This window comes from Actinomyces sp. oral taxon 849 str. F0330 (assembly GCF_000239715.1).
GTDB lineage: Bacteria > Actinomycetota > Actinomycetes > Actinomycetales > Actinomycetaceae > Actinomyces > Actinomyces johnsonii.
In genome coordinates, this window is sequence record NZ_JH470349.1 from 48,249 (window position 1) to 61,464 (window position 13,216).

Below are 13,216 nucleotides of genomic sequence, written 5' to 3' on the forward strand. Positions count from 1 at the left end.
GGAAAGTCGGGCGGGTTCCCGCTGGCCCGCACCGGCGTGTCCCTGACACTCGGCGTCCTGGGCGTCCTGGCCACCGCGACCGGCGCCTACGCACTGCACCTGCGCCGTCGGAAGGCGTGACCGCCCCGCCTCACGAATGAAGGCACTCCGCGCCGTCGGCTCAGGCCGAGGAGCGGCGGATGATCTGCCCGGGCAGAAGCGTCTCGGCGGGCACCTCCTCGCCCTCCATGAGGTCCAGCAGGAGGGAGACGGCCACCTGCCCCATCTCCTCGAAGGGCAGCGCGACCGTCGTCAGAGCGGGATGGACCTGGTCGGCAATGAGCTCCTGGTCGTCGATCCCGATGACGGCCACGTCCTCGCGCACCCGCAGGCCCCGCTCACGGATGGCGTCATAGGCACCCATGGCCATGCGGTCATTGCCGCACACCAGCCCAGTCAGCCAGGGATGATCCGTCAGAAGGCGGGCGGCCGCGGCGTACCCGCCCCGGGTGGTGCCGTGGCCGACGGCGACGCGCACGGTGCTCCAGGGGATGCCGGCCTGCTCCAGGTAGGCCTCGCAGCCGGCACGCCGGCCAGGCGCGGCCTCGCCGTCGTTCGGATCGAGCTCGATAACGCCGATATCCCGGTGGTGGCCCTCCAGAAGGGCCCGGGCGGCCAGACGTCCCATCTGCTCCTCATCGGGGCGCACGCAGGGCAGGCCGGAGACCGGGTCGATGCAGTGAACCAGGACAGTGGGGATCTCACGGGCCTGCGCCGGCATGCGGACACGACAGTTCCAGCCGGTGGCGTAGATGATGCCCTCGACCCGGGACTTCAGGAGCGTCTCGAAGGCCTCGGAGTCCATGGTCGCCTCGGTCGAGCTCGGCACGATGAACAGGGTGTAGCCGGCACGCCGGACCGTGTCCTGGATTCCGCGGATCGTAGCAGCACCGAAGGGACTGGTGACGATCTCGGAGACCAATCCGATGAGGGCGGAGCGCCGCGAGGCCAGGGCGCGCGCCCCACCGTGGGGACGGTAGCCGAGCTCGGCGGCCACCTGCTGGACGCGCTCGCGGGTCTCCGGGGCGATGCGGGCGCCATCGCGGTTGTTGAGAACGAAGGACACCGTAGTGCGTGAGACGCCGGCAGCCCGGGCCACATCCTCCATGGTGGTCCTGTAGGTGTCGTTCATCCCGCCTCCTGCCGGTCCCTCCGACTCCGCCGCCCGCACCCGGCGGTCCCAACTGACCTGACCGGCTTCGGCGCGCGCCGCCCGGCAGTTTGGAGGCAGTCTGCCAGGACGGCGACGCAGCACATAACTCTGAATGCCGGCAGGCGGGTCTGCGCGCACCATTCCGCCTGCGCGCTGGAGCGCATGACCGTTAGGCTGGTTCCCGTGACCACGACCTCCACTCCCGACTTCACGGTGCGCGCCGTCCTATGGGACATGGACGGTACCCTCATGGACTCCCAGCCCTTCTGGGACGAGGCCTTCATCCACCACTGCCAGGCCCTGGGCGGTAACCCACGCCCCGAGCTCGTTGCCCGGATGACCGGCGCCTCTATCCGCACGGCCCGAGAGCTCATCGCTGCCACCGGCGCCACGAGTTCCTGGGACGATCCGGCTACACAGGAGGTCTTCGAGGCGATCGCGCGCGACGTCGAAGCCTCCGTGACCGCCGCACCACCCCTGCTGCCCGGGGCGCTGCGGATTACGTCGGCACTGGCGGAGGTGGGGTTGGCCCAGGCGATTGTCTCGGCCTCACCGCGCAAGATCGTCGAGAACGTCGCCTCCGCGCTCGGCGACGTCTTCGCGGTCCTAGTCACCGGCGACGACGGCGTCGGGGCCAAGCCCGACCCGTTGCCCTACGCGACGGCGGTCGAACGCCTCGACCTGCGCCCCGAGGACTGTGTCGTCGTCGAGGACTCCCCCACGGGAGCGGCCTCGGCCCGGAGCAATGGAATCCACGTCGTGCAGATCGGCGCGCAGAAGCACTTCCCGGCCGACCCCGGCCTCGTCGTCGTCCCGAACCTGGCCTCGATCACCCCGCACCTGCTGCTGTGGGCCCAGCGCTGACGCGGGCCGACACGGGCGGCCGGCAAGCCGGACGCAGGACCGGCTCGAGAACCGCTGGGTTCCCGAGCCGGATGGGATGGTAGGGATCATTGACGACCGGTTGAGACCGCTCAGGCCGCGAGTTCCGGGCGCCTCTCAGGCGGCCTTGGGCCGCTGCGGGGTCTCCGGGGTCTGCTGGAGCTCCCACTGACTGCGCAGGCAGTCGACGTAGAGACGGATCTCCGCGACCAGGTCGGTGCCCAGGGACTGCGAGGCGGCCGTCCCGGGAGTCGTCGAGCACAGCCACTGCAGTTGAAGCCCGTCGGTGAGGGCGACCAGGCTGCGCGCCACGAGACGCGAGGGCATCTGCGGGTCCACGAGCCCGGCGGCCTTGCCGGCCTCGAAGCTGGTCTCGAAACGCTCGACGGCGCCGTTGAGATGGTCCGCCATCCAACGGTGCGCGGGGTGCGAGGCATCCAGGACCGAGACCGCCGTGGCGGTGTAGATCGCCGTGAGGTCCCGATGTGCGACGTTGCGCTCGAGCAACTCGATGTAGCGCTCCAGAAGCGCCCAGGGATCGGCCTCGGCGTCGGCGGTGCCGACGACATCCAGGGTGCCCACGTTGCCGACGGCGTCCGCCGGGGCGTCGACGGGGTCGTCCTCTCCATCAGGAGACTCCACGAGGATGCTCAGGGCGTCCTCACGGTCACGGCGCTCGAGCACCTTGGCGAAGAGCTCGTCCTTGGAGGAGAAGTGGTGCAGCAGTCCGGCCTTGGAAATGTCTGCCGCATTGGCGATGTCGGCTAGGGAGGTGCCGGCATATCCGTGCTCTCCGAAGAGAACCACGGCTTCGTTGAGGATGCGTACTCGCTTGTCCTCACTGCCCGCTCGGGGGCGCCCGGGTCCGCGCCGCCTAGCCGGGGCAGCTAAGGGCGGAGTCGGGGTACTGACAGTGTTCATGGCCGAATCATGGCACCTTCCAGTAAGGGAATTGCAAGGCGGAAAGGTGTTCATCGGAATAATCCGCTCAAGTGTGACCTCTACGTGCCCTGCCCGTGACGTGTGTGACGACTTGATCTCTGTTTTCGCACAATTAATCAGCTCCTACCAGCACAGAGATCTCCAACCGCGCGGTCTGTGCGGCCACTGGGATCTCCATTCACCCCCATCCTCCCATGGACTACTCAGATCTTCTTATAAATATGCCCAGAAGCGTGTGGCAACACCATTTGTGTCACGGTTCTATAACACTTGCGACAATCTTGTTTCCGGTTCAAATACCGGCGACCGTTCCCGAATGTCGACGCGCCGGAAGGCACGGGACGGTGAGCCCCGACAGCACCGAGGCTCGCGCAGTGCGAGTAGACGCCGGGAAGACCAACGCATCATGCATGCATGCGCATACGAATTCGATGCGTTACGCTTGTGCCATGACTGCTCTTGCCGGACTGCTCGATGACCTCGACCTCAGCGAACAGGATCTTGCGGACGCGATGCGCGAGGCCACGGCCCGTACATCGCGAGACGGCGTCGGGCCGCTGACAGCCGGCATGGCCGACTTCCTGGCCCGGACCACCCCCCGTGGACGTACCAAGGCCACGACCCGCACGCTTGAGCGGATTCTGTCGGATCGTGCGTACGCCGAACAGCTCACCGCTCAGCACGAGGCCGTCCGGGCCGCCTGCGACCTGGCTCGTTCTCTGAGTACACGTCAGGTCGCCACCCTGCTCGGCCGTGCGACGACGACGATCACCCGCGCAGCCGGACGCACCCTCTACGCCTACTCCGAGGGACGGTCACTGAGGTTCCCCACCTGGCAGTTCCACGACGGCCACCCGATCCCGGGGCTGGCGATGGTTGTACCGGTCTTGCGGGAGGGGCTGACGCCGGCCACCATCGAGGCCCGGATGACGACGCCGGACCCTGAGCTGCTCGATGGGATGGCGCCCACGCAGTGGCTGATCGCCGGCGGGGATCCGGCAGAGGTCGTCCAGCAGCTCTCCGATGCGGACCACCGGTGAGGCCTCGTCCGAAGAATCCTCCGCAGCCGCCGTCAACGCTCCAGACCCGTCCGGAGGACATCCTGACGGTGGAGCGCGCCGAGCTCGTCCGCATCGTCTTCGCGGCAAGCCGCTTCCCCCTGCCGTGGGGCGAGATGAGGACCTGGGGGCCACACCCGCGATGCCGCTGGGATCCGCACCCGCTTCCGACGGGCGAGCACCCCGACTGCGGAGTTCTGTACACCGCCGGCGACCTGCTCACCTGCGCGGCAGAGGTCTTCGCCGACACCCGAGTCATCGACACGCGCAGCGACATGCCCCTCCTGCAGGTGTGGGAGGCGACCCGCCCGCTGCGCCTGCTCGACCTCACCAGTACCTGGGCCCTGCGCAACGGCGCCTCGGTCAGCCTCGACAGCGCGCGCCGATCGACATGTCGGGCCTGGGCGCGAGCCATCAGGGTTCAGCTGCCCGACATCGACGGCCTGCGCACCCGCTCGACGATGACCGGCGACGACATGACGGTGCTGTTCTCCCCGGCGCGGGACAGCGTGCCGGCGCTGCCCCAGCACGCCGAGCCGCTGGTCGACGCAACGATCTACGCCCTCTTGACAGTACTCGCACCCGAGATCGGCTACGAGATCGTCTGACCCAGCACTCGGCGACACGACTTTCACCTCGATAAGCCACAGCAGAAGTCGTGAAGGGCGTTTTCGGCACTGGGAGGCCGCATGTGACCTTCCGCGTTCCACTACTGCTCGAGAGGTTAACTGCCGTTGCGCACCCTACGATGGCGATATGCGCCCCTCGACCCCGCAGCCGCCGCGGCGCCCCTCCCGCCCCAAACGGGGTCCCGGCCGTGCCTCGTCGTCGGCTTCAGGACGCCGAGCGGCGCCCTCCAGCTCCCTGCGCCGCAGCCCGGCCGGACACCACTCCACCGGTCGCCGTTCGTCGGGCGAGAGCCTCGACCCCGCCAGCCGTCGCGCGCTCATCGTCGCCCGACGGGAGCGGCAGCAGCGCCGCAGCCGCAACCGCCTCTTCTACGGCACCACCTTCCTGGTAGCGGTCGTCCTCGTCATCGTCGGACTGCGCATCTGGGGCCTCCATCCCGGTTTCGCCCTGCCGCTGAAAACCGACACGACCGCGACGCCATCGCCGGCCCCGGCGGAGGCCGCAGCCGCACCATCATCGCGACCACCCGCCAGTGGAGCGGCCTCGCCGACGGCGCAGGCCTCCTCCGGGCCGTCGGCGTCGCCGTCCCCGTCAGCCCCAACGCTGCCGCCTCCGCGTGTGGACGCCGAGGGATTCGCGCACTCCGACGCCGTCGGCGACGGCACCTGGACGTTCGCCCCGGCAGTGCCCGTCTCCCGGCCCGCGGCCGCAACCGTCTACCGCTACGTGCTGCGCATCGAGGGCGGCACCCATGTCGACGCCGCCGCGGCTGCCCCCATCGTGGAGCGCATCCTCAACGACGAGCGCGGCTGGCCCACCGCGCAGAACACATCCTTCGAGGCGGTGGCCGACCCCGCCGCCGCCGACTTCACCTTCAACATCGCCACACCGCCCAGCGCCGACGCCCTGTGCGCGCCGCTGGACACCTCCGGCATGTGGAGCTGCCGCAACGCGAACAACGTGGTCATCAACTCCGACCGCTGGAACTGGGGCGCCGTCACTTACCCCGACGTCGATTCCTACCGCACCTACGTCACCAACCACGAGGTGGGCCACTTCCTCGGCCACGAGCACGAGTTCTGCGCCGGGGCCGGCCTCAAGGCGCCCCTCATGGCACAGCAGAGCCACGACCTCGCCGGCGGCTGCGTCTACAACGCCTGGCCCACTCACGACAACCAACCCGGCGGCTGAGGTGCGCCGTTGCGGACAGCCCGACGGGGCAAACCCACCTGTGCGGCAGGTCCGCCCCGTCGTTGTCCCGTCAGCCCGCTCGAACCGATCAGGCCAGTCAGCCGTCCCGGCTCAGGCCGGCGACGCGGCCGAGGCCGCGGAGGACGTGTGCGCCTCCCCTTCGGCCCGCAGCGTCAGGCCGTCACTGCCGTCGGCCTTGTCGACGACAACCTTCTGCCCGTCGAGGACCTCCCCGGCCAGCAGCATGCGGGCCAGGCGATCGCCGATCTCCCGCTGGACGAGGCGGCGCAGCGGCCGGGCCCCGTAGGCGGGGTCGTAGCCCTCGTCGGCCAGCCAGCTTCGGGCCGCATCGGTCACGTGCAGGCTCAGGCGCCGGTCCTTCAGGCGCCTGGCGATGCGCGCCAGCTGAATCTCGACGATCTCGCCCAGCTCCTCCTTGCTGAGGGCCTCGAAGACGATGATGTCGTCGAGGCGGTTGAGGAACTCCGGCTTGAAGGATGCCTGAACCACACTCATGACCTCATTGCGCTTCTCCTCGGGGCTGGTGAGCGGGTCGATGAGGAACTGGCTGCCCAGGTTCGAGGTGAGCACCAGGATGACGTTGCGGAAGTCGACCGTACGCCCCTGACCATCGGTGAGGCGGCCATCGTCGAGCACCTGCAGGAGGATGTCGAAGACCTCGGGGTGGGCCTTCTCGACCTCGTCGAGCAGGACCACGGAGTAGGGCCGACGCCGCACGGCCTCGGTGAGCTGACCGCCCTCCTCGTAGCCGACGTACCCGGGAGGGGCGCCCACGAGGCGCGCCACGGAGTGCTTCTCGGAGTACTCGGACATATCGATGCGCACGATGGCGCGCTCGTCGTCGAAGAGGAACTCGGCCAGGGCCTTGGCCAGCTCGGTCTTGCCCACGCCCGTGGGCCCCAGGAAGAGGAAGGATCCGGTGGGACGGTCGGGGTCGGAGATCCCGGCCCGCGAGCGGCGCACCGCGTCGGCCACGGCGGCCACGGCGGCCTTCTGCCCGATGAGGCGCTCACCGATGACGTCCTCCATGGTCAGGAGCTTCTCGGTCTCGCCCTGGAGCAGCTTGCCCACGGGGATGCCGGTCCAGGAGCCCACGACCTCGGCGATCTCGGAGGCGCCGACCTTCTCGGCGATCATCGGTTCACCGGCGGCCTGTTCGGCGGCGTCGGCGGCCTCGGCCTCGCGGATCTGGCGCTCCAGAGCCGGCATATCGCCGTAGCGCAGGCGACCGGCCTCCTCGAAGTTGCCCTCGCGCTCGGCCAGATCGGCGCGGGTGCGCATCTCGTCCAGGGCGGCGCGTAGCTCACCGACCTTGTTGTGGCCGGCCTTCTCGGCCTCCCATCGGGCGTTGAGCGAGGCCAGTTCCTCGGAGGCGTCGGCCAGCTCGGCGCGCAGGCGCTCCAGGCGGTCGACGTCGGCGGGGTCGGCCTTGGTCACCTCCTCAATGGACTCGTCCAGGTAGGCCTCCTCCATGCGCATGCGGTCTACGCGGCGGCGCAGCTCGTCGATCTCCACGGGGCTGGAGTCGAGCTCCATGCGCAGCCGGGAGGCGGCCTCGTCGACCAGGTCGATGGCCTTGTCGGGCAGTTGGCGACCGGTGATGTACCGGTCGGAGAGGGTGGCGGCCGCCACGAGGGCGCCGTCGGAGATGGTCACCTGGTGATGGGCCTCGTACTTGGGGGCGATGCCGCGCAGGATGGCGACAGTGTCCTCGACGCTGGGCTCACCGACGAAGACCTGCTGGAAGCGGCGCTCCAGGGCGGGGTCCTTCTCGATGTTCTCGCGGTACTCGTCCAGGGTGGTGGCGCCCACCATGCGCAGTTCGCCTCGGGCCAGCATGGGCTTGAGCATGTTGCCGGCGTCCATCGCACCCTCGGAACCGCCGCCGGCGCCGACGACGGTGTGCAGTTCGTCGATGAAGGTGATGACCTCTCCATCGGAGTCCTTGATCTCCTTGAGGACGGCCTTGAGGCGCTCCTCGAACTCACCACGGTACTTGGCTCCGGCCACCATCCCGGACAGGTCCAGGGCGATGAGGCGCTTGCCGCGCAGGGAGTCGGGGACGTCGCCGGCGACGATGCGCTGGGCCAGGCCCTCGACGACGGCGGTCTTGCCGACGCCGGGCTCGCCAATGAGGACCGGGTTGTTCTTGGTGCGTCGAGACAGGACCTGCACGACGCGGCGGATCTCGGCGTCACGGCCGATGACCGGGTCAAGACGGCCCTCGCGGGCGGCCTCGGTGAGGTCGGTGCCGTACTTCTCGAGGGTCTTGTAGGTGCCCTCGGGGTTGGCGGAGGTGACGCGAGAGGAACCGCGGACCTGCGGCAGGGCCTCGATGAGCGCCTCCGGGGTGGCTCCAGCGTCGGCCAGGACGCGGGCAACGGTGGGCGTCGAGCCGGAGGTGTCGCCCTTGGCCAGGCCAATGAGCAGGTGCTCGGTGGAGATGTACTCGTCATCGAGCTCCTTGGCGATCGTCGAGGCGGCTTCCAGAGCGGCCAGCAGGGCGCGCGAGGGCTGGGGCTGAGTCATCGAGGAACCCGAGGAGGCTGGCAGCTGGGTCAGGATGCGGCGCGCGGAGGCGCCGACGGCCTGGCGGGCCGCGGCGTCGGGGCAGACGGCGGCTAGGAGCCCCGCGGCGACACCATCGGGTTGGGAGAGGAGCTCAACGAGCAGATGCGCCGGCTCGATCTGGGGGTTGCCGGCCGCGGCGGCGGCCTGCATGGCCCCGGAGATCGCCTCCTGCGACTTCGTGGTGTAGTTCGTGTCCATATGGACCTCCTTTGAGGTTGGTAACGTCTTGCGTCTTCTGGCCACCTCAACCTTCTCAGGGTTGAGTCTATTCCGCTCAACTTCTTGAGCTGACAGTGACGTGGGCTACTCCCCCAGTCGCTTCTCCCGTCATTTCAACAACGATCGCACCGATCTCCGCCGCGCCGACCGATTGCCTGAAGCGCTGTCGTGAGGCAGCACGGGTAAGGTCACGTCACAGTAACGTCCCGACTCCGGAGAAATCATGAGAGCTACGCGCGCCGCCCTTGTCCTGACCATCGCACTCGTCCTTGCGGGCTGCTCCCAGGGCGCCCCCTCGTCGGCGGGTTCAACCGGGTTAAGCGGACAGGCCTCCTCCGCCGCCACTGCCGCGCCGAGCGGTGCCGGCACCGCCGCACAGTCCAGCGCGAGCGCTTCGAACGGCGCTAGTGCGGCGCCCTCCATCCCGGCAGGCCACCAGGCGATGACCGCCCCCACAGTCGGCATTACCTTCGCCGTGCCCGAGGGCTGGCAGGACCTCAATGCGCTCACCGAGGACCAGAAGACGCTCATCGCCCGCGTCCAGGGCGTGGACCCTGCGACCTTCTCCCAGAAGCTCAGCGGCACCGACGCCTTCTACGGACTGTTCTCGCAGGACAGCCACTCCTTCAGCAGCGCCGCCGTCGCCAAGGAGGCCGAGACGTCGTCGACACCACCGTCTCAGGCGAGTCTGGACGAGTTCATCACGCAGCGGGGCGGGACGCCGACCGGCTACTCGACCAGGCAGTCCACCTACGGCCAGGCCGCCGTCGACACCTCGACCGCACCGGTTCAGGGCGTTCAGATGCCGGGCGCGGTCGTCGCCATTCCGACGTCGGCAGGTACCTATGCGCGCATCGCGGTGACGGCCGGCAGCGCCGAGGAGGTCGACACCATCGTCTCCACCATTGTCGAGACGGCTCGCTGAGAGCTCGACCGGCTCACCAGCCTTCACAGGCACCGCCCCATTAGCACGATGCCCCGGCGCCCCTTCAAGACCCCAGATCCCGTTATCGGGGATGTCTCTCCATGGAACACTCCCAGCCAAGTGTGATGTCCTGGCAAGGTCTTTCCCCTCACACACTGGAGCATCATGTCAACCGCACGCACCGCCGCAGCCCTGATCGCCAGCCTCACACTCATCACAGCCCCGGTCCTGACCGCCTGCGAAGACAACACGCAGGACTCCAGCTCTTCCAGCTCAGCCGCCTCCGACAGCTCTGCGGACTCAAGCAAGAGCGACACGAAGGACAAGGACAGCAAGGACAAGGACGGCAAGGACAAGAAGACCGCCACCAGCGACACCTCGCCCAGCCAGGCAGGTTCGTCGGCGAAGCCCGCCTCCGGCGACACCCAGGAAATCACCGGCTCCAGCACCGGCCTGACCTTCGCCGTTCCGAAGGACTGGCAGGACCTCAAGAACCTCGACTCCTCAGAGAAGGAGAGGGTCGCCCAGACCATGGGCATCGACGGCGCCGCCCTCGACCAGCAGACCGCCGCGTTCGACGTCTTCTACCGCGCCAAAAAACAGGACAGCACCGGGTTCTACAACAACGTCAACATGGCAGCGCAGACCCAACAGCTGGCATCAGTCCCCTCCAAGTCCAACATCGAGTTACTACTCGCCGGCCAAGGCGCGACCCTCAAGGAATACACCACCAAGCAGACCGCCAAGGGTGAGGCCGCAGTAGGGACCTACACGATACAGGGAGGGGGCAAGACCGCCGAGGGAGCTGTCATCGTCGTCCCGACCTCCCAGCCCACAGCGGGCGCCGCCAGCTACACAACGATCTATGTATCGGCCGGCACCGCAGACGAGGAAACGCAGATCACCAACACGATCATCGACACGATCCACTGAAGCCGGGCCGGCCAACCCGTTTCAGGCTGCCGATAGTCCACCGACATGGCTTTCCCTTGAGCACAGTCGGGGACATCCCAGGCGGCCGGGTGCACATCGATTTCTCACGGGGCCTTCTACGCGTACGGAAGGCAAAAGGCCCGCACACGCGACATGTCCCCGGCTGTGAGGAGTGTGAGGAGAACGTAGGCTCGACGTCGATGACCGACCCGCCCCGCCACGTCCCTCACCTCAACGAGCCCTCCGCGCGCGCCGACGACGCCACCGTCGCCTCCCGCCGCGATGCTCTCCTGACCCGCGCGGCCGGCTTGCCCGGCGCTTGGGCGGGCGACAAGCCCGAGTGGGACATCCCCGTCGCCTCGGTGGGCACCCGCCTGTTCCTGCTGCTCATCACCCACACCGACGGCCGTCTTCTGGCCAATGTCAAGCTCGATCCCGAGGACGTCGTCGCCGTGCGGGCCGCCTACGGCTGGGTGGAGCCGGGCTTCCACCAGTCCAAGCGCCACTGGGTGAGCATCGACCTGACCAGCCCCGACTACCGGGCCGACGACGCCGCCGACATGGTGGAGGACTCCTACCGACTCGTCCTGTCCCTCCTGACCCGCCGTGTGCGCGAGGCCGTCCTCCTGGCCGACGCATCGGGTGCCCCTGCCCGCCCCACCTGGCAGTGGTGAAGGACTGCCGCGACCTCTGTGGAGACATCCCGCGCGTACGGGTGCCGGTTTCCTGTTCCCAGCCGTGTGGAACGTCGCCGGCGAAAGGGTACGGTTCGCAAGGCGAAACCTGCGGAGTACCGCTGTGGGTGACGCTCCTGCCTAAACCTGGCACTATTCAGGCAAGGCCGCCGTCGTCCGACGTCCGGCCACCCGACGGAAGGAGACACACATGGGACTTGATGACCTGGCGAAGAAGGCCGGTGAAGCTCTCAACTCCGACAAGGCCGAGGCGATCAGCGACAAGGCGCTGGACGCCGCAGCCGGCGCGGCCAAGAAGGCGACCGGCGGCAAGTACGACGACAAGATCGACGCCGCCCGCGACACCGTCGACGGCAAGCTCGGCACCGACTGATCCGACTGAGAGCATGTCCGCTCCAAGCTCAGCGGTCTTCTAATCGCAGGAACGAGGGCCCCGCACCGTGCTGGTGCGGGGCCCTCGAGCAGTCCCGGCCGATCTGGGCTCCTCTCCCGGTACCGACGAGTCGGCCACCGCTGTCCGGCGTCGTCGGCATACAAACCCAGCCGTCTCCCACCGGGACGTCTTATCCGCGCCTCCTCGGGCTTCTCCAGCCCTTCCCCTACTGCGCGTTGAGCGCGGCGGTCGGAGGAGTGCGGGAGGCTCGAACGGCCGGGTACACGCCGGCCAGGGCGCCGATGACGATGGTGACTCCCAGCCCGCCAGCGACGGCGATCACCGGCAGGGAGAAGGGCCAGCCGTTGGCGGCCGACATCCCGGCAGTCACCCCGATGCCGATGACGCAGCCCAGGGCGCCGCCCAGGGAGGCCAGCAGGAGCGCTTCTGTCATGAACTGCACCAGGATGTGGCCGCGCATGGCGCCTAGAGAACGTCTCAGCCCGATTTCCCGTCGGCGCTCGAGCACCGAGATGATCATCGTGTTGGCGACCCCGATGCCGCCGACGAGCAGGGCGATCGAGCCCACGCCCAGCAGCAGGCTGGTGAAGGCCTTGTCGGCCGCGTTCTTGGCCTCCAGCGCATCCGAGGGGCGCGAGACCTTGACCTCGTTGGGGGCCTGCGGCGAGATCGACGGCGCGAGCACCTTGCGCACCGTGGAGACGGCGGCGTCCTGGCTGCGCGTGTAGACCGTCGTCGGCTTGGCATCGTGCCCCAGCAGGTTGCTGGCCACGCCCTGACCGATGAGAGCGGCGTTGTTGAGCTCGGGTGCCAGCACCACCGGTTTGAGGATGCCGACCACGGTGAACCAGTTGCCGCCGATCCACACCTTGGTCCCCGGCGAGACGACACCCAGGCGCTGGGCCGCCGTCTGCCCCAGGACCGTGGCTGGGTACTGGCTGGTGGCCTCGTTGAGCCACGTGCCCTTGTCCACCTGCCCGGCCACGACGTCGAGCAGCGACTTGTCCGCAGCCAGGGTGGTGATACCGCCGGAGGCGTTCTTGTCGATGAGCGGGCTGCGGTAGACCAGCGAGTTCTTGACCAGGCCGGTGCTCGAGGCGCTCTGGACGTTGTCGATGAGCCGGACCTTGCCGACGGTGTCCTGAGGCAGTGAGGAGGAGTTGCCGAAGAGGTCCTGGCCGGCGGTGGCCGTCAGCAGATTGGTCCCCAGAGAATCGAGCTGGGCGGAGAGCTGGGCGCGGCTGGAGGCCGAGATGCCCACCACCGAGATCATGGCGGCGATGCCGATGGCGATGCCCAGGGCGGATAGGAAGGCGCGGGTGGGACGAGCCTTGATGCCGGTGCCCCCCAGGCGCAGCACGTCGGCCAGGCGCAGCCGCGAGCGCTGGAGCCGCCGTCCGGATTCGCCGTCCTGGCCGTTGCGGTCACGGTCAGGCCGGAGCGTAGACGTCGTCATGGACGATCTCCTTCTGACTTGAGTCCCCCACGATGCGGCCGTCGCGGATGGCGAGTCTGCCGGGGAAGCTGGGCGGCCAGCTCGTTGTCGTGGGTGATGACGATGAT

12 protein-coding genes are annotated in these 13,216 nt (G+C 68.6%); 8 read left to right on the forward strand and 4 right to left on the reverse strand.

Annotation, left to right across the window (positions count from 1 at the left end; all coding sequences use genetic code 11):
* Positions 1-160: 160 nt before the first annotated feature.
* Positions 161-1,171, reverse strand: a complete 1,011-nt coding sequence (locus HMPREF0975_RS02320; protein WP_009232508.1) for a LacI family DNA-binding transcriptional regulator — start codon at positions 1,169-1,171, stop codon at positions 161-163.
* A gap of 204 nt (positions 1,172-1,375) precedes the next feature.
* On the opposite strand from HMPREF0975_RS02320, the gene HMPREF0975_RS02325 reads away from it, so the two are divergent.
* Positions 1,376-2,056: an HAD family hydrolase gene (locus tag HMPREF0975_RS02325; protein WP_083840698.1), complete on the forward strand. Its 681-nt coding sequence runs from the start codon at positions 1,376-1,378 to the stop codon at positions 2,054-2,056.
* A gap of 135 nt (positions 2,057-2,191) precedes the next feature.
* On the opposite strand, the gene HMPREF0975_RS02330 is transcribed toward HMPREF0975_RS02325, so the two are convergent.
* Complete coding sequence (locus HMPREF0975_RS02330; RefSeq protein ID WP_009232510.1) at positions 2,192-2,995, reverse strand: TetR/AcrR family transcriptional regulator; 804 nt, start codon at positions 2,993-2,995, stop codon at positions 2,192-2,194.
* Between the two features lie 470 nt (positions 2,996-3,465).
* Between HMPREF0975_RS02330 and HMPREF0975_RS02335 the strand changes: the two genes are divergently transcribed.
* The 3 genes from HMPREF0975_RS02335 to HMPREF0975_RS02345 all read left to right on the forward strand — a co-directional run bounded on the left by HMPREF0975_RS02335 (position 3,466) and on the right by HMPREF0975_RS02345 (position 5,895).
* Entirely contained in the window at positions 3,466-4,056 is a 591-nt protein-coding gene (locus HMPREF0975_RS02335) for a hypothetical protein (RefSeq protein WP_009232511.1), read from the forward strand.
* A complete protein-coding gene (locus tag HMPREF0975_RS02340; RefSeq protein WP_156808147.1) occupies positions 4,053-4,682 on the forward strand; it encodes an RES family NAD+ phosphorylase in 630 nt (209 codons plus the stop codon). The genes HMPREF0975_RS02335 and HMPREF0975_RS02340 overlap by 4 nt, the downstream gene beginning before the upstream one ends.
* A 148-nt stretch (positions 4,683-4,830) precedes the next feature.
* Positions 4,831-5,895: a DUF3152 domain-containing protein gene (locus tag HMPREF0975_RS02345; protein WP_009232513.1), complete on the forward strand. Its 1,065-nt coding sequence runs from the start codon at positions 4,831-4,833 to the stop codon at positions 5,893-5,895.
* Positions 5,896-6,006: 111 nt separating this feature from the next.
* On the opposite strand, the gene clpB is transcribed toward HMPREF0975_RS02345, so the two are convergent.
* Positions 6,007-8,685, reverse strand: a complete 2,679-nt coding sequence (gene clpB / locus HMPREF0975_RS02350) for an ATP-dependent chaperone ClpB (RefSeq protein WP_009232514.1) — start codon at positions 8,683-8,685, stop codon at positions 6,007-6,009.
* Between the two features lie 244 nt (positions 8,686-8,929).
* Between clpB and HMPREF0975_RS02355 the strand changes: the two genes are divergently transcribed.
* The 4 genes from HMPREF0975_RS02355 (at position 8,930) to HMPREF0975_RS02370 (ending at position 11,632) form a co-directional block, all read left to right on the forward strand.
* Positions 8,930-9,631 (forward strand): hypothetical protein, encoded by a 702-nt coding sequence (locus HMPREF0975_RS02355; protein WP_009232515.1) that lies wholly within the window; start codon positions 8,930-8,932, stop codon positions 9,629-9,631.
* 165 nt (positions 9,632-9,796) lie between these two features.
* On the forward strand, positions 9,797-10,564 hold the full coding sequence (locus tag HMPREF0975_RS02360) for a hypothetical protein (RefSeq protein WP_009232516.1): 768 nt from the start codon (positions 9,797-9,799) through the stop codon (positions 10,562-10,564).
* Between the two features lie 200 nt (positions 10,565-10,764).
* The gene (locus HMPREF0975_RS02365; protein WP_009232517.1) at positions 10,765-11,238 is read left to right on the forward strand and encodes an MmcQ/YjbR family DNA-binding protein; all 474 of its coding nucleotides are present in this window, start codon (positions 10,765-10,767) and stop codon (positions 11,236-11,238) included.
* Between the two features lie 211 nt (positions 11,239-11,449).
* Positions 11,450-11,632, forward strand: a complete 183-nt coding sequence (locus HMPREF0975_RS02370) for an Rv0909 family putative TA system antitoxin (protein WP_009232518.1) — start codon at positions 11,450-11,452, stop codon at positions 11,630-11,632.
* Positions 11,633-11,858: 226 nt separating this feature from the next.
* Here HMPREF0975_RS02370 and HMPREF0975_RS02375 read toward each other — a convergent pair whose 3' ends face one another.
* On the reverse strand, positions 11,859-13,109 hold the full coding sequence (locus tag HMPREF0975_RS02375) for an ABC transporter permease (protein ID WP_009232519.1): 1,251 nt from the start codon (positions 13,107-13,109) through the stop codon (positions 11,859-11,861).
* Between the last annotated feature and the right edge of the window lie 107 nt (positions 13,110-13,216).

Excerpts from the sequence above, each read along its gene's own strand:
- HMPREF0975_RS02375 (WP_009232519.1), bottom strand. The coding sequence starts at position 13,109 with ATGACGACGTCTACGCTCCGGCCTGACCGTGACCGCAACGGCCAGGAC.
- clpB (WP_009232514.1), bottom strand. The coding sequence starts at position 8,685 with ATGGACACGAACTACACCACGAAGTCGCAGGAGGCGATCTCCGGGGCC.
- HMPREF0975_RS02335 (WP_009232511.1), top strand. The coding sequence starts at position 3,466 with ATGACTGCTCTTGCCGGACTGCTCGATGACCTCGACCTCAGCGAACAG.
- HMPREF0975_RS02345 (WP_009232513.1), top strand. The coding sequence starts at position 4,831 with ATGCGCCCCTCGACCCCGCAGCCGCCGCGGCGCCCCTCCCGCCCCAAA.
- HMPREF0975_RS02365 (WP_009232517.1), top strand. The coding sequence starts at position 10,765 with ATGACCGACCCGCCCCGCCACGTCCCTCACCTCAACGAGCCCTCCGCG.
- HMPREF0975_RS02330 (WP_009232510.1), bottom strand. The coding sequence starts at position 2,995 with ATGAACACTGTCAGTACCCCGACTCCGCCCTTAGCTGCCCCGGCTAGG.
- HMPREF0975_RS02355 (WP_009232515.1), top strand. The coding sequence starts at position 8,930 with ATGAGAGCTACGCGCGCCGCCCTTGTCCTGACCATCGCACTCGTCCTT.
- HMPREF0975_RS02360 (WP_009232516.1), top strand. The coding sequence starts at position 9,797 with ATGTCAACCGCACGCACCGCCGCAGCCCTGATCGCCAGCCTCACACTC.
- HMPREF0975_RS02320 (WP_009232508.1), bottom strand. The coding sequence starts at position 1,171 with ATGAACGACACCTACAGGACCACCATGGAGGATGTGGCCCGGGCTGCC.
- HMPREF0975_RS02370 (WP_009232518.1), top strand. The coding sequence starts at position 11,450 with ATGGGACTTGATGACCTGGCGAAGAAGGCCGGTGAAGCTCTCAACTCC.